Origin of the sequence: Accumulibacter sp. (assembly GCF_029255285.1) — a bacterium.
GTDB lineage: Bacteria > Pseudomonadota > Gammaproteobacteria > Burkholderiales > Rhodocyclaceae > Accumulibacter.
On sequence record NZ_JAPUVI010000043.1, the window covers coordinates 30,190 to 50,424 of the forward strand.

The 20,235-nt window shown below is 63.9% G+C and carries 16 protein-coding genes; 10 read left to right on the forward strand and 6 right to left on the reverse strand.

What is annotated here, in order from left to right:
- Positions 1–4 precede the first annotated feature (4 nt).
- Both pyk and lplT read right to left on the reverse strand, forming a co-directional pair.
- Positions 5–1,417 carry a pyruvate kinase gene (pyk, locus tag Q1M07_RS06275; protein WP_300452150.1) on the reverse strand — a complete coding sequence of 471 codons (1,413 nt, stop codon included), beginning with the start codon at positions 1,415–1,417 and terminating at the stop codon, positions 5–7.
- Between the two features lie 162 nt (positions 1,418–1,579).
- The gene (lplT, locus tag Q1M07_RS06280) at positions 1,580–2,842 is read right to left on the reverse strand and encodes a lysophospholipid transporter LplT (RefSeq protein WP_300452152.1); all 1,263 of its coding nucleotides are present in this window, start codon (positions 2,840–2,842) and stop codon (positions 1,580–1,582) included.
- A gap of 196 nt (positions 2,843–3,038) precedes the next feature.
- Here lplT and Q1M07_RS06285 point away from each other — a divergent pair, with 196 nt between their 5' ends.
- The 3 genes from Q1M07_RS06285 to radA are packed head-to-tail and all read left to right on the forward strand — an operon-like array spanning position 3,039 to position 6,423.
- Entirely contained in the window at positions 3,039–3,941 is a 903-nt protein-coding gene (locus tag Q1M07_RS06285) for a LysR family transcriptional regulator (protein ID WP_300452154.1), read from the forward strand.
- Positions 3,941–5,044 (forward strand): alanine racemase, encoded by a 1,104-nt coding sequence (gene alr, locus Q1M07_RS06290; protein ID WP_300452156.1) that lies wholly within the window; start codon positions 3,941–3,943, stop codon positions 5,042–5,044. Before Q1M07_RS06285 ends, alr begins: the two co-directional genes overlap by 1 nt.
- Positions 5,045–5,046: 2 nt before the next feature.
- A complete protein-coding gene (gene radA, locus Q1M07_RS06295; protein ID WP_300452158.1) occupies positions 5,047–6,423 on the forward strand; it encodes a DNA repair protein RadA in 1,377 nt (458 codons plus the stop codon).
- A gap of 46 nt (positions 6,424–6,469) precedes the next feature.
- Here radA and Q1M07_RS06300 read toward each other — a convergent pair whose 3' ends face one another.
- Positions 6,470–6,994 carry an ACT domain-containing protein gene (locus Q1M07_RS06300; protein WP_300452160.1) on the reverse strand — a complete coding sequence of 175 codons (525 nt, stop codon included), beginning with the start codon at positions 6,992–6,994 and terminating at the stop codon, positions 6,470–6,472.
- Positions 6,995–7,170: 176 nt separating this feature from the next.
- On the opposite strand from Q1M07_RS06300, the gene Q1M07_RS06305 reads away from it, so the two are divergent.
- Positions 7,171–9,726: an FtsX-like permease family protein gene (locus Q1M07_RS06305; RefSeq protein ID WP_300452162.1), complete on the forward strand. Its 2,556-nt coding sequence runs from the start codon at positions 7,171–7,173 to the stop codon at positions 9,724–9,726.
- Positions 9,727–9,844: 118 nt separating this feature from the next.
- The gene (locus Q1M07_RS06310) at positions 9,845–10,825 is read left to right on the forward strand and encodes a histidine phosphatase family protein (protein ID WP_300452164.1); all 981 of its coding nucleotides are present in this window, start codon (positions 9,845–9,847) and stop codon (positions 10,823–10,825) included.
- Positions 10,826–10,904: 79 nt separating this feature from the next.
- Here the strand turns inward: Q1M07_RS06310 and Q1M07_RS06315 are convergent, their stop codons facing one another.
- From Q1M07_RS06315 to Q1M07_RS06325, 3 genes are all read right to left on the reverse strand, one after another.
- The gene (locus tag Q1M07_RS06315) at positions 10,905–11,063 is read right to left on the reverse strand and encodes a hypothetical protein (RefSeq protein ID WP_300452166.1); all 159 of its coding nucleotides are present in this window, start codon (positions 11,061–11,063) and stop codon (positions 10,905–10,907) included.
- 107 nt (positions 11,064–11,170) lie between these two features.
- A complete protein-coding gene (locus tag Q1M07_RS06320) occupies positions 11,171–12,343 on the reverse strand; it encodes a phosphoglycerate dehydrogenase (RefSeq protein ID WP_300452168.1) in 1,173 nt (390 codons plus the stop codon).
- A 52-nt stretch (positions 12,344–12,395) separates the two neighbouring features.
- Positions 12,396–13,511 (reverse strand): phosphoserine transaminase, encoded by a 1,116-nt coding sequence (locus Q1M07_RS06325; RefSeq protein ID WP_300452353.1) that lies wholly within the window; start codon positions 13,509–13,511, stop codon positions 12,396–12,398.
- A 281-nt stretch (positions 13,512–13,792) separates the two neighbouring features.
- On the opposite strand from Q1M07_RS06325, the gene Q1M07_RS06330 reads away from it, so the two are divergent.
- The 5 genes from Q1M07_RS06330 (at position 13,793) to Q1M07_RS06350 (ending at position 20,225) form a co-directional block, all read left to right on the forward strand.
- Entirely contained in the window at positions 13,793–15,949 is a 2,157-nt protein-coding gene (locus Q1M07_RS06330; RefSeq protein WP_300452170.1) for a CHASE domain-containing protein, read from the forward strand.
- A gap of 74 nt (positions 15,950–16,023) precedes the next feature.
- A complete protein-coding gene (locus tag Q1M07_RS06335; protein ID WP_300452172.1) occupies positions 16,024–17,661 on the forward strand; it encodes an ATP-binding protein in 1,638 nt (545 codons plus the stop codon).
- A complete protein-coding gene (locus tag Q1M07_RS06340) occupies positions 17,658–19,319 on the forward strand; it encodes an ATP-binding protein (protein WP_300452174.1) in 1,662 nt (553 codons plus the stop codon). Before Q1M07_RS06335 ends, Q1M07_RS06340 begins: the two co-directional genes overlap by 4 nt.
- The gene (locus Q1M07_RS06345) at positions 19,316–19,762 is read left to right on the forward strand and encodes a response regulator (protein WP_300452176.1); all 447 of its coding nucleotides are present in this window, start codon (positions 19,316–19,318) and stop codon (positions 19,760–19,762) included. The genes Q1M07_RS06340 and Q1M07_RS06345 overlap by 4 nt, the downstream gene beginning before the upstream one ends.
- 10 nt (positions 19,763–19,772) lie before the next feature.
- A complete protein-coding gene (locus tag Q1M07_RS06350; RefSeq protein ID WP_300452178.1) occupies positions 19,773–20,225 on the forward strand; it encodes a response regulator in 453 nt (150 codons plus the stop codon).
- The last annotated feature ends 10 nt before the right edge of the window (positions 20,226–20,235 follow it).

Here is a 20,235-nt window from a genome sequence, read left to right on the forward strand (position 1 = left end):
GTGCTCAGACGCGGATGATGCGTACGCTGTCGGTACTGCCTGCGCGCGGCCCGGCCGACCCGAAAACCACCGCGACGAGATCGCCGTCGCGCACCAGTCCGGCACTGCGGGCTGCCGCGATGGCCGGTTGCAGTTGCTCGTTGCGCGAGCTTTCGGGAACCAGCAGCGGCCGTACTCCCCAGACCAGGCTGAGTCCGCCGAGTACCGGGCTGGAGGTCGCAATGCCGGCAATCGGCACCTTCGGTCGGAAGGCCGCGACACGATGCGCTGTCTGACCGCTGCGCGTCGGGCAGAGGATCGCCGCCACACCCAGATCCTCGGCCGCCTGCACCGCGGCGTGTGCCACGGCCCAGGCGACGCGGTCAGCATCGGCGCCGACGATCGCCGCCGGGTCAGCGCGCTCGTGCGGCCAGCCCTCGGCGGCCTCCGCCACCTCGCTCATCATGCGCACGGTTTCGTTCGGGTACAGGCCGACCGCCGTTTCTTCCGACAGCATCAGCGCGTCGCTGCCGTCGAGCACCGCGTTGGCGACATCGTTGACCTCGGCGCGCGTCGGCAAGGGAGAGCGGGTCATCGATTCGAGCATCTGGGTGGCGGTGATCACCGGCTTGCCGGCGGTGTTGCACAGACGAATGATCTCCTTCTGGAGCAACGGCACGCGGCGGGCCGGCATCTGGATTCCCAGGTCGCCGCGCGCGACCATGACGGCGTCAGCGGCCTGGATGATCCCGGCCAAGTTGTCGACCGCGGTCGCGGTCTCGATCTTCGGTACCAGCGCCGGCCGCATGCCGCGCTTGGGCAGCATCGCGCGGACGCGCTCGACATCGTCGGCCCGGCGGACGAATGACAGGCCGAGGAAGTCGACCTTGGCGGAAATCGCCATTTCCAAAGCCAGAGCGTCGCGATCGGTGAACGGGTCGACGTGCGCCTCGGCGCGCGGCAGGTGCATGCCCTTGCGTGAGCGCAGGGTACCGCCGCGAACGACTTCGGTGCGCACATCCCGGCCGAGCGACTCGAGGACGCGCAGTACGATGGCGCCGTCAGCGAGGTAGACCTCGTCGCCACGGCGCGCCCACTGTGCCAGTTCAGTCAGGGTCGTCGCCACGTGATGCCGGTCGCCTGCTCCGTCGTCTGTCGCGGTCAGCAGGAACTCGCGGCCCGACTCCAGCTCGACCGCGTCACCCAGCACGAGACCGGTACGGATCTTGGGGCCGGGCAGGTCGACCAGTACCCCGACGCTGCGTCCGAGCGAGGCGGCGATCTCGCGCACCAGGCGGGCATTGTTGCTGTGCGTTTCCATGTCAGAGTGCGCGGCATTGAGCCGCACAACGTCGACACCGGCGACCAGCAGTTGCCGCAAGGTGTCCGGTGCAGAAGTGGCAGGGCCGATCGTGGCGACAATTTTCGTCCGGCGCATCAGGTACTCCTCAATCGCTTCGACACGCCCTCTCGATCCCCGGGCCGCGTGGTCGTGCGGCAAGGCAGCGGTAGGAAGGTCGGCGGAAAGCCCGCGAGTATAGGTAGGGGGGACAGCCGCCGTCAATCTCCGGCGTTGCCGACCGGCGACGCGGCCGCGTGCTCAGAGTGCGCTGTCGTCGAGGTGGCTCACGTCGTCCCGCAGGCGCTGGTTGGCCTGATGGCGCAACTTGACAAGATACATCATGCCGCTGACGAACAGTCCGAAGAGGGTAATGACCCAGTAGATCGAGAGGTCGGATCGGATCATCACGTAGTACAGCCCGGTCATCGCCAGGATCGACAGGTTCTCGTTGAAGTTCTGCACGGCGATCGAGTGACCGGCCCCCATCAGGATGTGGCCGCGATGTTGCAAGAGCGCGTTCATTGGCACGACGAAGAAACCGGAGAGGGCTCCGATCAGGACGAGGAGAGAAACGGCCAGCCACATGTGCTGGACGAAATTCATCACCAGGACAATGACTCCCATGGCGATGCCCAGCGGGATGACGCGCACCGATTTGCGCAGAGTCACCAGTCGTGCGGCGCCGACCGCACCGAGTGCCACGCCGACGGCTACCACGCCTTGCAGCATGCTCGACTTCGAGAGGTCGAGTTGCAACGCGACTTCCGCCCACTTGATGACGATGAACTGCAGGGTGGCGCCGGCGCCCCAGAAGAGCGTCGTTACGGCCAGAGAAACCTGACCCAGGCGGTCACGCCAGAGCAGCACCAGGCAGTGATTGAACTCGCGCAACAGATACCAGGGGTTCTTGTGCAGTACGCGGTGGTCGACGCCGGTGTCGGGAATATACAGATTGAACAGCGCGGCTAGCAGGTAGAAAAGAGCAACGAAACAGAGCGCCATTTCACCGATCGTATCGACACCGGTATCGATCAGCGGGAAGTCGAAGCCCAGCAGCGCGTGGGCGATCTCCGGCCGGATCAGCGTGCCACCGACGACGACACCGAGAATGATCGCGCCGACCGTCAACCCTTCGATCCAGCCATTGGCGACGACCAGCAGTCGATGCGGCAGATATTCGGTCAGGATGCCGTATTTCGCGGGCGAGTAGGCGGCGGCCCCGAGACCGACCACGGCATAGGCGAAGAGGGGATGGACGTCCCAGTACATCATGGCGCAACCGACGATCTTGATGCCGTTGCTGATGAACATCACTCGCCACTTCGGCATCGAGTCGGCAAAAGCCCCGACGAAAGCCGCCAGAACGACATAGGAAACCGTAAAAAAGGTTTTCAGCAGCGGTTCGTAGGCGCTAGGCGCGTGCATCTCGCGCAGCGCGGAAATAGCGATGATCAACAGGGCGTTGTCGGCCAGCGCGGAAAAAAACTGCGCGGCCATGATGATGTAGAAGCCGAAAGGCATAAGGAGAGTGGTTGGTGTTTTTGGTGTTGTTTGTCTGAATGCGAGCGTTCTTCGAGTGTTGGGCTTATACCATGAAAGAGGCCGTATTGTTAGCGCGCCTGCCGGCGGCAAGCGGCGAGCGCTCGGGCCGGATCTGTTCGGCGTGCCGGATTTGTGATTCAATCGCTTTATATAAGTCGATTAAAGGAAAGGGCTTATGGCTGATCGTCGCTTGCAGGTGTTTCACGCGGTTGCCAAACACCTATCGTTTACCAAGGCCGGTGAAGCGCTGCACATGACGCAGCCGGCGGTGACCTTCCAGATCAAACAGCTCGAAGAGCGTTTCAATACCCGGCTCTTCGATCGCGGTGGCGGCCGAATCTCTCTCACCCGAGCCGGTGAACTGGTCCTCGACTACGCCGAGCGCATCCTCGGGCTGTCCGCCGACCTCGATTTGCGGGTCGCCGAGATGACCGGGCAGATGAGCGGCAGTCTGCTGGTCGGCGCCAGTACGACGATCGCCGAGTTTATGCTGCCGCCGATTCTCGGTGAGTTCAACGTCCGTTATCCGCAGGTCCGTGCGCGTCTGACGGTCGCCAACTCGGAAGCGATAGGCAACGCCATCGCGGCACATACGCTGGATATCGGGCTGGTGGAATCACTCACCAGCCACCCTAGCCTGCAGTGTGAGGTCTGCGGCGACGACGAATTACAGGTCATTTGCACGCCGACGCATCCGCTGGCCAAGCGTATCGAGGTCGACGCCAAGAGCCTGCTGGCGTACGACTTCATTGCCCGCGAGGCAGGTTCCGGCACGCGCGAAGTGACTGACGATTATCTGCGCGCTTGCGGCGTCGAGCCGGATCAGCTCAAGACACTGATGGAACTGGCGAGTCCGGAAGCTCTGAAGGGGGTCGTCGCGACCGGGCTCGGCTGTTCGATCGTTTCACGGGCGAGTTTCGAGAAAGAACGTCAGTTGGGGAGTCTGGTCGCCGTTCCGCTGCGACCACGCCTGACACGTACATTGTCGCTGGTCTACCAGAAGGAGCGCTTTCGCTCGAAAGTGGTGCTGACCTTCGTCGACTTCGCGCGCGACAAGCTCAGGGAGTTGTCGGCCTGATGCCGCGGCCGATTCTGGCCCGTCTCGACGCGGCGGCGCTGCGCCACAACTATCGGCTGGCGAAGAAGCAGGCCGCCGTCGCTGGCGGCCGAGCCAAGGCCTGGGCCGTCGTCAAGGCTAACGCTTACGGCCACGGCTTGCGGTGGGCCGCGGCAGCGCTCGGCGATAGCGCCGACGGCTTCGCTTTGCTCGATCTGGCGGAAGCGGTCAGCTTGCGCGAGGCCGGCGTTCGTCAGCCGATTCTGCTGCTCGAGGGTCTGTTCGAAGCGGCCGATGTGGCCGTCTGTGCGGCGCACGATCTGACGCTGGTCGTTCATCGTCTCGAACAACTGCAGATGCTGCGCCAGGCTGGCTTGCCGGTGCGCCCGCCAATCTATCTCAAGCTCAACACTGGCATGAATCGCCTCGGTCTGACGGCGAGCCAATTGCCGGCGATCAGGAACGAACTGGCGGCCGCCTCGGCAGACGGTCCGATCACCTTGATGACGCATTTCGCCGAAGCCGACGGTCCCGGCGGCGAGGCCTGTTTGGCCTGGCAACTCGAGCGTTTCGCCCGCATGCTCGCGGACTGGCCGGAAGCTGCCGGTTTTCCCGTTTCGCTGGCGAACTCAGCAGCCATCCTGCGCTACCCGCAGACGGCGCGCGACTGGGTACGGCCTGGGATCATGCTCTATGGCGGCAGTCCGTTTGCCGATCAGGATGCCGCCAGCCTCGATCTCAAACCGGTGATGACCCTCAGCAGCCGCATTCTGGCGGTTCAAGAGATCGACGTCGGTGAACGAGTTGGCTACGGTGGCACCTTCGTCGCGCGTCGGCCAACGCGCGTCGGCGTCGTCGCCTGCGGATACGCCGACGGTTATCCTCGGCACGCTCCCGGCGGCACCCCGATCGTCGTTGCCGGGCAGCGGACGCAGACCCTGGGTCGCGTCTCGATGGACATGCTGGCTTGCGATCTGACCGATTTGCCGACGGCAGGCGTCGATAGTCCAGTCGTCCTCTGGGGTGAAGGGCTGCCCGCGGACGAGGTGGCTGCCGCCGCCGGGACCATCAGCTACGAGTTGTTCTGCGCTTTGGCGCGGCGCGTGCCGGTCGTCGAAGTCTGAACATGGGACGCGCCGAAGGCGGTCAAAGAACCGTTTTTTCGTGCCCCGAGTGCGGCGCCAGTGCGGCCAAGTGGCAGGGGCAGTGCCCCGGCTGCGGGGCCTGGAACACTTTGGTCGAAACGTTCGCCGAACCGTCCGCCGGTCGGCCGAAGCGCTTCGCCGCGCTGAGTGGCACGTCGGAACTCCAGACGCTGTCCGAAATCGAGGCGCGCGAGGAGGATCGACTGCCGACCGGGATTGGCGAGTTTGACCGCGCGCTCGGTGGTGGCTTGGTCGGAGGCGGTGTCGTGCTGCTTGGCGGCGACCCCGGGATCGGCAAGAGCACCTTGTTGCTGCAGGCGCTGTCGGCGATGTGTAGAACACGTCGGGTGCTCTACGTCAGCGGTGAGGAGTCGGGACAACAGATCGCCATGCGGGCCCGGCGCTTGTCGCTGGTCACCGACAAGCTCCGTCTGTTGGCCGAAATCAATCTCGAGAAGATCGTCGCCACGCTGCACACGGCGGCCCCACAGGTGGCGGTGATCGACTCGATCCAGACGCTGTGGTCGGAGCAGCTCAACTCGGCACCGGGTTCCGTGGCGCAGGTGCGCGAGTGCGCCGCGCAGCTTACGCGGCTCGCCAAACAGACGGGCATCGCCGTAATCCTGGTCGGGCACGTGACCAAGGAGGGCGCGCTGGCCGGGCCGCGCGTGCTCGAGCACATCGTCGATACGGTTCTTTATTTCGAAGGTGACACCCACTCGAGCTTCCGCCTGATTCGCGCGGTGAAGAACCGCTACGGCGCGGTCAATGAAATCGGAGTCTTCGCGATGACCGACAAAGGACTCAAAGCGGTCAGCAATCCGTCGGCGATCTTCCTGTCGCAACATGGAAGCGATGTCGCCGGCTCCTGCGTTCTCGTCACCCAGGAAGGCTCGCGGCCGATGCTGGTCGAGATCCAGGCCCTGGTCGACCAGGCGCACGGCAATCCGCGTCGGCTGACCGTGGGCCTCGATGCGCAGCGCCTGGCGATGTTGCTGGCGGTGTTGCATCGCCACGCCGGAATCGTCTGCTTCGATCAAGACGTTTTCGTCAACGCCGTCGGAGGTGTTCGGATTGGTGAGCCGGCGGCCGATTTGGCGGTCGTTCTGGCAATTGTTTCATCACTGAAAAACAGAGCATTGCCAGCCAAGCTTATTGTCTTCGGTGAGGTTGGACTGGCGGGCGAGGTGCGTCCCGCGGTGCGCGGTCAAGAGCGTCTCAGGGAAGCCGCCAAGCTCGGGTTCACGCGTGCGATGATTCCCGAAGCCAATACGCCGCGGCAGGCTATCGCCGGCATCGAAGTGATTGCCGTGCGGCGTGTCGAGGAAGCTGTCCTGCGCCTGCGAGATCTCGAATGAACGGCGGCGGTGCGTGCGTCGAGGCGGTGGCGAGGACGGTTCAGCGTCAGGCAGCGAGTCCGTCGTCGAGGGTGATGTCGACCATCAGGTCGTTCGACAGGTTTTCCAGGTCGCTGGTCAATCTGCCGACATCCAGCGTCGACGACGCTGTCAGTTCGGCGCTGGCGTGAAAAAGCAACTCGGCCGACATCGGCGCGCTGGCCGTGTGCGTGCTGAGGTCTTCGACGTTGATCCCGTGTCGAGCCAGTACCTGCGAAACTTCACGTACGATGCCGATGCGGTCGTGGCCGACCAGCGAAAGTTTGAAGCGGCGCACGCCGGCCGCCGTGGCTGCCGCACGCGAGACCTCGGAGGTGATGCGCAGACCAGGCAGCGCAGCCAGGGCGCCGGTCAGCGCCGCGAGCTGCGGTTCGGCAATGCTCACGCAGACGATCCCGGCAAACTTGCCGGACAGGTTAGACATCGACGATTCCAGCCAATTGCCATGGTATTGACTGATGGTGGTGGCAAGCTGCTCGACGAGACCTGGACGGTCATCACCGATGACGGTCAGGATAAGGGAAACGCTCATGAAAGGACTCCTCGCAAGGTGAGCCGCCATTCTAACCTTTGCCGTGCGCCGGATCGGCGCCACGGCGCCGGTGCCGTACCTCGGCCGCCATCGCGGTGCGCTGGCCGGTCGCGCGATCAGGCCGACCGATGGCCCTGTCGGGGAGGACCCTTGGCTTGTCGCGCCTTGCTCTGACCATGACCATGCCGCTTCCGCAACTACTGCCCTTCGCTTGGCGAATGCTGAAGCGCGACGCGCGTAGTGGCGAACTGCACCTGCTCGCCGCGGCCTTGGCGGTCGCGGTGGCGGCGCTGAGCGCGGTCGGTTTTTTTGCCGATCGCGTGCGTTTGGCGCTCGAACGCGAGTCTCACCAGCTACTCGGTGCCGATCTTCTGTTGACGGCGGATCATCCGTGGCCTCAGGCGCTGATCGAAGAGGCGCGGGCGCGTGGTTTGCAAGTGGTTGAGACGCGCACCTTTCCGAGCATGGTGACGCGCGGTTCGGATGGCGAGTTGCGGGCGCAACTGGCCGAGATCAAGGCGGTGGCGGCCGGCTATCCGTTGCGCGGTGCGCTGCGCGTCGCTCCGGCGCTGAATGTCGCCGACGCGCCGGCACGTGGCGTACCGCCGGTCGGCACGACCTGGATCGACGAGCGCCTGGCGTCGGCGCTGGCGGCTCGCGTCGGCGACCAACTCCTGGTCGGGCGGGTCGCCCTGCGCGTCGACGCCGTGCTGACGCTGGAGCCGGACCGCGGCATCAACTTCTTCAGCGTGGCGCCCCGCCTGTTGATGAACCTCGACGACCTGCCGGCTACCGGACTGGTGCAAGTCGGTAGCCGGGTCGGCTATCGTCTTCTGCTGGCTGGCGAGGCGTCGCTCGTGAATCGTTTCCAGCGCGAGATCGAGCCTCGCCTGGGGCGTGGTCAGCGGATCGAGGATCCGCAGAACGGTCGACCGGAGATCCGCCTGGCGCTCGAACGGGCGCAGAAGTTTCTCGGTCTCTCGGCTCTTTTGAGCGTCGTGCTGGCTGCAGTGGCGGTGGCGCTGGCCTCCCGGCGTTACGTTCAGCGCCACCTCGATCCCTGTGCCGTGATGCGTTGCCTGGGGGCGACGCAGGGTCTGCTGCTGCGACTGTTTCTGGGTCAGTTTGCCGTCCTCGGTGGTTTGGCCGCGATCATCGGTTGCGCTTTGGGCTACCTGGCGCATTTTGTTCTTTACGCGTGGTTGGCGCAGTTGCTGGCCACGCCGCTGCCGTCGCCGGGTCTGCTGCCGGCGGTGCAGGGCGTGGCCGTCGGTTTGGTGCTGCTCTTCGGCTTTGCCGTCCCACCGCTGCTGCAGCTCAAGAAGGTATCGACCCTGCGCGTTCTGCGCCGCGAACTCGGCAGCCTGCACAGCGGTTCGCTGGGCGGCTATCTGGCCGGCTTTCTGACCTTGGTCTGCCTGATGTTCTGGGTGGCCGGCGAAGTTGAGCTCGGTGCTTGGGTGGCTGGCGGCTTTGGCGCCGCGCTGCTCGTCTTTGCCGTTGTCGCGCGCCTGGCCGTCAGCTTGGCCGCCGCGTTGCGGGGCAGGGGGCGGTCGGACAGCTATCGCGCGGGCGGCGTCGGCTGGCGTTATGGGCTGGCCAGTCTGGAGCGGCGGGCCGGTGCCAGCGTCGTGCAAATCGTCGCGCTGTCGCTGGGCTTCATGGCGTTGCTCTTGCTGACCGTGATCCGTGGCGATCTGCTCGACGCTTGGCGGCGATCCGTTCCACCCGGTGCAGCGAACCGTTTCATCGTCAACATTCAGCCGGAACAGGTGGCGTCGGTGCGCACCGCGCTGACGGCGCTGGGGGTGTCGCCCGAACTGGCGCCAATGGTGCGCGGTCGGCTGGCGCGCATCAACGGCCGCGCAGTCAGCGCCGCCAATTACACGGATGAGCGGGCGCAGCGCCTGATCGACCGCGAGTTCAATCTGTCGATGCGCGCCGATCTGCCAGAAGGCAATACGCTCAGCGCGGGGCGCTGGTTTTCGTCCGCCGATCTCGCGGCGACCGGCGACGACGCGGCCGCCTCGGTCGAGGACGGCCTGGCCAGGACGCTTGGCCTGGCGGTCGGTGACCACCTCGAGTTCGTCGTTGCGGGCGACACGGTCGGCGTGCGTGTCGTCGGTCTGCGCAAGGTGAATTGGGATACGATGCGCGCCAACTTCTTCGTCCTGACGCCGCCAGCTGTTCTCGAAGGCTATCCCGCAAGCTGGATTACGAGCTTCTACCTTGCCCCTGAAAATGCCGATTTCGTCAATCGCCTGATAGCGGACTTCCCCAACCTGACGGTGATCGACGTGGCGGCGATTCTGCGTCAGTTGCGGTCGATCATGGATCAAGTGGCACGGGCCGTACAGTTCGTGTTCCTGTTCACGCTCGCGGCCGGCGTGATCGTGCTCTATGCGGCTTTGGCTTCGGCGGCCGATGAGCGGCGCTATGAACTGGCGGTGATGCGTGCCCTGGGCGCCCGCCGGGACCAGTTGCGACGCGCCTTGTTGACCGAATTCGCGGCCAGTGGCGCGCTCTCCGGGCTGATCGCGGCGCTTGCGGCGATCGCTGTCGGACAGTTCCTGGCGCGTCAGGTTTTTCGCTTCGAGCTGGCGATCGATCTCTGGCTGCCGCCCGCTGCCATGCTTGGCGGCGCCTTGCTGGTCACTGGCGCCGGTTGGTTTGCCGCCACCCGCTTGCTGCAAGTCGCGCCGCTCGAGACGCTGCGTGGCGGTAGCAGTTGACGACTCGGCGGCAGCGAACGGCGGCGTATCCGCTATCATACGTTCCGCTGCCAGGAGCGGCGGCCGGCCGGCAAGCGCTTTCTGGCCATCGTTGATCAACGGGAGGAGGGTTTTCGACATGAAGGGCAGGACACTACTGGTATTGCGCCACGGGAAGTCGGACTGGAGCACGGGTCAGGAAGATTTCCATAGACCCTTGGTCAGTCGTGGTCAACTGGGCAGCCGCAAGATGGGGGCCTGGATCCGGCAACAAAAATTGCTGCCGGACACGGTTCTGAGTTCTCCCGCCGAGCGCGCGCGGGCGACCACGGTGGCGGCCTGCAAGGCCATGGGCCTGCCCGTCAAGCAGGTTCGCTTCGACGAGCGCCTCTACGGCGCGTCAGTCGAGGATCAACTGACCGTTCTTGCCGAATGCCCCGCCAGCGCACGCCGAGTGATGCTGGTCGGGCACAATCCCGGGCTGGAAGAATTGATCCAACATCTGGCGGCAGGGCCGGTCGCGATTCCCGAAGACGGCAAGCTGTTGCCTACCTCGGCGCTGGCTCAACTGGCGGTGACCGACGAGTGGCGGAATCTGGGCCGAGGCTGCGCCAGCTTGATCTCCGTCACACGGGCCGGGGAAGTGCCGGACGAGTTGGCAAGCCGCAGCGCCGAACTGCCCAGTGATGAGCCAAGGGGACCCGTTCCGGACTACTTTTTCACGCAATCGGCGGTCCTTCCCTATCGCTTCACCGATGGCAACCTGGAGATCATGGTCATTGCCTCACGAAAAGGGACGCGCTGGGTCATACCGAAGGGGGTAAAGGAGCCCGAGTTGTCGCTGCGTGACTCGGCAGCCAAGGAAGCGCTAGAGGAAGCCGGAGTGCGCGGCCAGCTCGACGACGAACCGATAGGCCACTACGATTACGCGAAGTGGGGCGGCGTGTGCCAGGTCGCCGTATTCCCGATGGCGGTGAGCGAAAGTGTTCCGGAAGAAGAATGGGAGGAGAGCCATCGTGCCAGGCGATGGGTTGACCCGAAAGAAGCGAAGCGTCTGCTCGACGAACCGGCGTTACGCAAGCTGGTGGGAAAACTGGTCAAGTGCCTGGCGGAACGTTGATCTTGCGAAACAGTGCATCGGGTGGCGCCCGAAAGGAATCGGGCGCGCCCAAGCCCGTTCGCTGCGGCCGCCTTGACCGCTAGGCGTCCGCTTTCTCGTTCGCCAGAATACCGATCAGTTCGACGTAGTCCTTCTGGTTTTGGCGGATTACCAGGAAAAACACCAGGCCGAGCAGCGCGGCCGAGATCAGGATTAGCAACTCGTGCCATCCGAGACTGGCCAACAGTTCAAGATTCATGGCTTTACCCGTCTATGCTTGGTCGTGGGCGAGGTCCAACTCCCCAGTGTCCTCCTGGCCGGCCGGCGGGGTGGCGGCTCGCCGGCCTGAACTTTCCGCGACCGTGATCAGATCACCCGCACGCGAATCACGTGCGCCACAGCCTGGATAGCGTCGATTACCTGGTCACTTGGCGTCCTCTCGACATCGACGATGTTGAAAGCGAGTTCGCCGCGACTCTTGTTCATCATGTCGACCACGTTGACCTGGTTGTCGGCCAATATCGACAGCACATCACCGAGGACTCCGGAAACGTTCTCGTTCGCGAAAGTGATGCGCGACGTTCCCGGACTACGCTCCATGCCGATCCGCGGAAAGTTGACCGAGTTTACGATGTTGCCGTTCTCCAGGTAGTCGATCAACTGGTTGGCCGCCATCACCGCACAGTTTTCCTCCGATTCCTCGGTGCTGGCGCCTATGTGAGGCATGGCGATGATCTGCGGATGGCCGAGCAGAGCCGGTTCTGGGAAATCGCAGACATACCTGCCGAGCCTGCCACCGGCCAGACTGCGCAGAATGGCTGCCGGGTCCACGATCGCGTCACGAGCGAAATTGAGCAGCACCGCGCCGGTCTTGATCACGGCCAGGGTGTCGTCGTTGATCATGTGTCGTGTGGCGTCGAGTGCTGGAACGTGCAAGGAGACGTAGTCGGAGCGCGCAAGCAAGGACTGCAGGTTCTCCATGCGGCCGACTTCGTTCGACAGACGCCAGGCGGCGTCGATCGATAGCACCGGATCGAAACCGATGACCTGCATTCCCATCGCCAGCGCCATATCGGCAACCATCGAGCCGATCGCCCCCAGACCGACTATGCCGAGCGTCTTGCCGCGGATCTCGGTGCCGGCGAAGCGCGACTTTTCTTTTTCGAGCCGGGCCGACATCTCCGCGGGATCTTTCAGGTCGCCGAGCGATTGTACGAAGTTCATGCCATCGACGACCCCGCGCGCGCTGAGCAGCATGCCGGCCATGACCAGTTCCTTGACGGCGTTGGCATTGGCACCCGGCGTATTGAACACGACGATTCCTCGTTTACCGTATTCGGTCACTGGGACGTTGTTGACGCCGGCACCGGCGCGCGCCACGGCGAGCAGCGAGGCTGGCACCTCGATCCCCTGGAGCTTCTGACTGCGCAGGAGAAAGGCGTCGGGGTGGGCGATGTCGCTGCCCACTTCATAGGCTTGACGGGAAAAACGATCCAGTCCCTTGACCGAGATCTTGTTGTAGGTTCGGACCTTATACATGGAAGCCTGGCTCCTAGGGTGGTTGGGCGGAAGGTAGGGTAGCGCCGCGGAATCAGGCCGCGACCTGCTGATAGGCCCAGGCCAGCCAGGGCATCAGGGCTTGCAGGTCGGCCGTCTCGACGGTCGCTCCGCACCAGATGCGAATACCTGCCGGCGCGTCTTTGTAGGAGCCGATGTCGAACGCGACGCCGGCGCTGTCGAGCAGCTTGACGAGCTTCTTGACCTGCTCGGCGTCGAGTTCGAGGCTCAGGCAGACGCTGGTATTCGAGCGCGTTGCCGGATCTTTGGCCAGGAAGGTGATCCAGTCGTTGGCCGCGACGAAATCGGCGATCACTGCCAGGTTGGCTTCGCTGCGGGCAATCGCTGCGCCAACTCCGCCGATCGACTCGATCCACTGCAGCGCATCGAGATAATCGGCGACGCACAGCATGGAAGGGGTATTGATCGTCTCGCCACGAAAAATGCCTTCGCTGAGCTTACCGCCAGAAGTCAGGCGAAAGACCTTAGGTAGCGGCCATGGCGGCGTATAGGACTCGAGGCGCGCGACGGCGCGCGGGCCGAGAATCAGCATTCCATGCGCTCCCTCGCCACCCAGCACTTTTTGCCAGGAAAAGGTCACCACATCGAGTTTGTCCCAGGGCAAATCCATGGCGAACACCGCCGAGGTCGCATCGCAGATCGTCAGGCCAGCCCGGTCGGCCGGGATCCAGTCGCCGTTCGGCACCTTGACACCGGAAGTCGTGCCATTCCAGGTGAACACCACATCGTGGTCGAAATTGACCTGCGAGAAATCGACGATTTCGCCGTAATCGGCCTTCAGCACCCTGGCGCCGGGAATCTTGAGTTGTTTGACGACGTCGGTGGCCCAGCCCGAGCCGAAGGACTCCCAGGCCAGAACGTCCACTCCCCGCTGACCAAGCAGGGACCACATTGCCATTTCCACTGCTCCGGTATCCGACCCCGGAACGACACCCACTCGATAGCCCTCCGGCAAACCGAGAACACGGGCCGTTTCCGAGCACACCAGCCCGAGTGCTTTCTTGCCCAGCGCCGACCGATGCGAGCGGCCAAGGGTATCGAGCGGCAGGGTGCTGACGTCGTAGCCTGGGCGCTTGCTGCAAGGACCTGACGAGAAGTTGGGATTCGTGGGTTTGGCTGTGGGTTGCATGATGGCCTCTGTCTGGAGAAAAAAACCGGCCGGCCGGCGCCTTGGCGAAGCCATGGCCACCTCCGGCGAAAGAGTCCTCGATTGTAGCAGAGTGTCTTTTCGCCGGCAGCACAGCCGAGTCGGGGCGCGCGTTCTCGTCGCTTTCATGGCAGTGGCCGTGCCACAGCGCAGTGAGCTTGCTGGGCCGCGCTAAAGTAAACGTCTTTCGCGCCGTCTCTAGCTCTACGAGCTCACAGCAACAGGAGACGGAAATCAGCCGCGCAGTTGGTGCCGTAGGCCGCTTGTCGGCCGGAATTCGTTGGCGTCTGGCCAAGGTATCGCCGTGGCTGGTTCTGGCGCTTGGCTTGTCGGCCACCTGGCTTGTCCAGCGAGTTGCGCTGGGTGCCGCGTACGAGGCCCAACAGGAAAGTTTCTCTTCCCAGGCACGCGAGATCATCTTGCGGATCGAACAGCGTCTGGCGGCCTACCGGCAGATTCTTTACGGTGCGAGAGGACTCTTCGCGGCGTCGGAAAGGGTCGGGCGCGACGAGTTTCGCGAGTATGTGTCCGGCCTGAGTCTCAATCGTGCGTACCCGGGGGTTCAGGGGGTCGGTTTCGCGTTAGTGGTGACGCCATCCGAGAAGGACGCGCATGTCGCGGAAATCCGCAGGGAAGGATTCCCCGACTACACGCTGCGCCCCGCGGGTAAGCGAGAGCTTTACACTTCGATCATTTACCTTGAACCGTTCGCCGACCGGAATCTGCGCGCCTTCGGTTACGATATGTACTCCGACCCGGTTCGCCGGCAGGCCATGGAGCGCAGTCGTGATCTGGACGAGGCGGCGATATCGGCCAAGGTGACCCTGGTCCAGGAAGACCGAACACGTGTGCAGGCCGGTTTTCTCATGTATGTGCCGGTCTACCGCAAAGGTCGCTCGCACGCCAGCAAAGCTGACCGCCGGGCGAACATCGTGGGTTGGACCTACTCGCCCTTTCGCATGGGTGACCTGATGTTGGGCGTTCTCGGCCAACATCCCGACGACCTCGAGCTCCAGATTTTCGACGGCGGGCAGATCTCGCCCGAAACACGGCTTTTCGATTCGGGCGAGCGCCAGACGACGCCCGAGGCGCTCGACGCGCTTTACCGGAACAGACAACTGATCGACGTCTTCGGCCATGCCTGGACGATTATCATCACATCCAACGCACGCTTCGAAGCGAATCTCGACACTCGCCTAGTGCGGGCCATTCAGCTTGCCGGAGTGCTGACCAGCGTTCTGCTTTCCCTGCTCGTGTGGCAGCTTGCCAACAGCCGCGTTCAGCTACACCGGGTGCTGGCACTGGCTGACGAACTGCGGACCAGCGAGGAACGCTGGCAGTTCGCCCTCGAAGGCGCCGGCGAAGGGGTCTGGGACTGGAACTTGCAGACCGGCGAAGCGACCTATAGCCGGCGCTGGAAGGAACTGTGGGGATTTGCCGATACCGAGATTGGCAATACCGCCGACGAATGGATACACCGGGTACACCCTGACGATTTGGCGGGTGTCAATGCGGCGCTGCAAAGACATCTCGACGGCGAGAAGAGCGACGCTTCGGTCGAGTTTCGCATGCTCTGTAAGGACGGGAGCTGGCGATGGACGTTGGGTCGGGGAAGGGTCGTCAGCCGCGATGCGCAAGGCCAACCCTTGCGTCTGGTCGGTACCAATGCCGACATCACGGAGCGCAAGCTGCATGACGAGGAACTGAAGCGATCGCACGCTGAGCTCGAGCAGTTCAATTACGCGATTGCGCACGATATGCGGCAACCGTTGCGAATGATCTCGAGTTACCTGCAACTGCTCGAGATGAACCTCGCCGAGCAACTCGACGACGAGCAACGCCAGTCCTTCGACTTCGCCATCGACGGCGCCAAGCGCCTCGATCGCATGCTGCTCGCGCTGCTCGACTTTTCGCGCATCGGTCGCCTCGGCGAAGTGGCCGCGATTGCCAGTCGATCTCTGGTAGATGAGGCGCTGCGCCAGCTCGCGCCGACGATTGCTTCCGCCACGGCGCAACTTCGAATCGAGGGCGAGTGGCCGATCATCGTCGTCCGCCACGATCAGATCGTCCGCCTGCTGCAGAACCTGATCGACAACGCGGTAAAGTTCAGAACGCCCGGCCGCCAGATCGAGGTCGTCATTGCAGGACTGACGGTCGGCAACGACTGGTGTCTTAGTGTCGCCGACAACGGGGTCGGCATTCGTCCCGACCAACTCGGCCGGTTGTTCCAGATGTTTCAACGCTTGCATAGCCGGACCCACTATGAGGGTACGGGTATCGGTCTGGCCTTGTGCCGCAAGATTGTCGAGAATCATGGCGGGCGGATCTGGGCCGAATCAGCCGGCGAGGGACTCGGAAGTCGCTTTTTCGCCAACTTGCCGTTCGCGGTCGTCGATCCCGCTCAGCCAGTCGACTTCTGAGCGTCTATGATATAGGCGGAGCAAGCGCATTCTCAGCTCGCGGCAGGGGCCGTGGGTTTCTCTCCGGAGGTCAAATGAGTAGCGGGGCCGAACACGACGAGCTGTTTTCAGCGATGCCCGCTTCCGGGTCGGCCGACGCCGCTGCCCCGGCGGGCGGCAACATGTGGAAGGTGTTGCTGGTCGATGACGAAGCGGACGTCCATGCCGTGCTCCGCCTCACCCTTCAGGATGTTCAGATCGAAGGTGGTCGGCTGGCTTTGCTCGATGCTTTTTCGGCTACCGAAGCCGCATCATTGCTCGCGGCGCAAACCGACATCGCACTGGTCTTGCTCGACGTGGTGATGGAATCCGACCGCGCCGGTCTTGACCTGGTGCGCCAAATTCGTGAGCAGTTGGCCAACCGCAGCGTTCAGATCGTTTTGATCACCGGGCAGCCGGGTTATGCACCGCAGCGGGATGTGGTGAGCGGCTACGAGATCAACGGCTACTGGATCAAGTCGGAGATGAACGCGGAGCGGCTCTTCGTTGCCGTGTGCTCGGCGATTCGCACCTATCGCTTGATACGCGAACAGGCCAGCTTGCAGGCGGCACTCCGGGAGAAGGTGGATGAACTCGACAACACCTTGCGTACATTGCGCGAAAGCGAGGCGACTTTCATTCGCGCTCAGTCGGTTGCCCACGTCGGGAGCTGGACCTATGACATGACGAAAGACGAAATGCGTCTGTCGGCGGAAACCTGCCGGATTTATGGTTTGCCCGAGGGTACGATCGGGCAACGCCACACTTACCTGGAGCGCGTTTGTCTGGACGACCGTGGCGGGCTCGAAGAGGCCTGGCAGGCGGCGCTCGATGCGGGAAGGCCTTTCAAGCACGAACATCGAATTCAGGTCGGCAAGACGCTACGCCATGTTCGTCTGCAGGCGGATGTGATCTGCGACGCTAGCGGCAAACCCTTGCGCTGCGTCGGGACGACGCAGGACATTACCGAGCGCAAGCTGGCCGAGGAGGAACTCAGGGTTTCGAACGCCGAGCTCGAACAGTTCAGCTATGCCATTTCGCACGATCTTCGGCAACCGCTGAGAATGATTTCGAGTTATCTCCAGCTCTTGGGAATGAGCCTCGCCGACCAGCTCGACGCCGAGCGGCGCGAGTACTTCGACTTCGCGATCGACGGTGCCAAGCGCCTGGACCGCATGCTGGTGGCTCTGCTCGAATATTCGCGCGTCGGCCGTCTGGGCGAACCGCCGGCCTGGGTCGACAGCCGGGCAATCCTCAACGAAGCGCTGCTATTCTTGCAGCCGGCGATTGCCGAGGCGGAGGCCAGGGTCAAGGTCAGCGGTCGGTGGCCGCGAGTCTTCGTACGTCCGGACGAGATGCTGCGCCTGTTCCAGAATCTGGTGGGCAACGCGACCAAGTTTCGCGTTGCCGGGCGCAATCCGGAGATCGGCGTGACCAGTACGGTTACCGCCGCGGAGTGGCGCCTAACGATTACCGACAACGGGATCGGCATCCGTCCCGGGCAAGTCGGCCGCCTGTTCCAGGTCTTCCAGCGTCTGCAGAGCCGTGCCGCTTTCGAAGGCAGTGGCGTCGGGCTGGCGCTTTGCCGCAAGATCGTCGAACACCATGGCGGCCGGATCTGGGCGGAATCGGCTGGCGAAGGACAGGGCAGCCGCTTCTGCGTCGCGCTGCCACTGGTTCGGGAGGGCGCATGACGCAACCGGCGAACCCGCAGACTGCGCACGGCGGCGGCAGGGTCGCCAGGGCCAGCTTTCGGCTGCTCTGCCGACCGGCACACGTGGCGGTGATCGTCTTCGTGCTGGCCGCCGCCTTGGCCGCCGGGCTGATCGGCCGGCAGGAACAATATCGGCTGCGCGAAGAGCGGGCGCTGGTGAGCAATCTGGTGGCGGAACGCGCTTACGCGATACAAACCAGCGTCGATCGCGTGCTGTCGGCGACTTACGCTCTCGCTGCGATGGTGCGGCAGGGCCGCGGGGAGATCCCGGAGTTCGCGCTGACGGCTGGGCAGTTGCTCCGCTTCTATCCCGGCGCCGCCACGCTGCAACTCGCGCCCGGCGGCATGGTCCACCAGGTGGCGCCATTGCAGGGCAACGAGAAGGCGCTTGGTTACGACCTGTTCAACGATCCGCAACGACGCGGCGAGGCCGCACTCGCGCGAGACACCCGGCAACTCGTGCTGGCTGGACCGTTCAACCTTTTTCACGGCGGTCTGGCGGCAGCCGGTTATTTGCCGGTGTTTCTCAACGACGGTGACGACGACGAGGCGTTCTGGGGTTTCGTCATTGTCGGCGTGGCCTTTCCCGAGGTGTTGACGCCGGCCCGCCTCGGCGATTTGGCCGATCGTGGATATGCTTACGAGTTGTCACGCAGATCTCCGGACGTGGCGGAAAAGCAGGTAATCAGCGCTTCCTCGGCGGACGCTCTGGTCGACCCTGTGGAACGAGCGCTGACCGTTCCAAATGCGGTATGGACCTTGAGTGTCGCGCCCATCGGTGGCTGGAGCGACCTTTCCGATCTGGTGTGGAAATCGGCGATCGGTCTGTTGTTCAGCCTGTCGCTCGCCTGGCAGGCCGCGTGGCAGGCGCGACTGATAGCCGCGGCCAACGCGCAGGAGCGCAAGCTCGAACTGCGTGCGGCTCAACGGAGCGCCGACCTGCAGCGTTTCGCGGAAGTCACGGCGCATCATCTGCAGGAACCGGCGCGGCGGGTCGCGAGCTACGCCGGCCGCTTGCGTGCCCTCTTGTCGGGCCGGGTAGACGACACCGAAGCCCAGCAATCACTCGACTTCATCAGTCAGCAGGCGGCGCGACTGCAGGAACTGCTGCACGATGTCGAGCTTTACCTGGCGGCCGATCAGCCGCGCGGCGAACTTGAAGCCTGCCGTGTCGACACGGTGCTCTCCGCCGTCGTGGCCGAGTTCACGGAGCGGGTCGATCTGTCCGGTGCCGTCCTCAGCGTGGCTAGCCTGCCGGACGCCCTGATCGACTCGCCGCGCCTCGGCGAGCTGTTCCGGATCGCGCTCGACAACGCCCTGCGGCATGGGCGCAGCGAACGAACGTTGTGCATCGATATCGACGGCGAGCAGCGAGGGGCTTGCGTCCGTTATCGCGTGAGCGATAACGGTCCCGGCGTCGAGGAGCAATATCGCGAACGAGTCTTCCGGGTATTCGAAAGGCTGTCGTCGAGCAGCGACGGAACAGGAGTTGGGCTGGCCATCCTGCGCCGCGTCGCCGAGAGCGCCGGCGGCCGGGCCTGGCTCGATGAGGCGCCCGGCGGTGGCTGCTGCGTGCTGATCGAATTGCCGTTTGCGGGCTCGCCGAGCAGCCGGCCAAGGACGGAACAACCATCATGACCACTCCGGCGCAGCCATTCGTGATTTTGTTGGTCGAGGACGAAATGGCCGACGCCCATCTCGTCAAGCTGGCATTGACCGAAAACCAGATACCGGCGGTGGTCGAGCACGTCCTCGACGGCCGCGAGGCGCTCGAGTATCTTCGTCGGCAGACGGCGCGATTTGCCGAAGCGGTGCGTCCCGATCTGATCCTGCTCGATCTCAACATGCCGCGCCTCGATGGCCGCGAGTTCCTCGCCGCGGTCAAGCAGGATGCCGCGCTGCAGGCCATCCCGGTAGTCGCGTTAAGCACCTCGGCCGTCGAGCGCGACATCGTTGGCGCCTACCGACTCGGGGCGGCGGGCTACATCACCAAGCCGGTCGATGTGGCCGACTTCATTACTGAGATACGCCAACTGACCCAGTACTGGATGTCTTTGGTGCGCCTTCCCAAACATCGATGAGCGTAAGGACATGAAGCCGCTCGCACCGCGCTTGCGCCTCCTGATTGTCGAGGACGAGCCCGGCGATTCTCGTCTGTTACAATTCGCGATCGTCAGAAACGGCTTTGCTGCCGATGTGCGCGAGGCCTGTGATGGCTACGAAGCACTGCGTTACCTGCGCAAGGAATCGCCGCACTGGGCGGCGGAAGCAAGGCCCGACCTGATTCTGCTTGATCTCAAGATGCCGGGGCAGAGCGGCCTGGACTTCCTCGCCGCAATAAAACAGGACGAAAGCTTGCGCAAGATTCCGGTCGTCGTCGTTACCACTTCGCTGCTGGAAGCCGATGTGCGGGCCGCCTACCAGCTGGGTGCTGCCGGCTATGTACAAAAGCCGGCCGATCTGCGCGAGTTCATCGCTGCCGTGCGAATACTGTGCGAGTACTGGTTCCAACTGGTATGCCTGCCGCCACGCAGCGACGACTGAGGACCGCGAC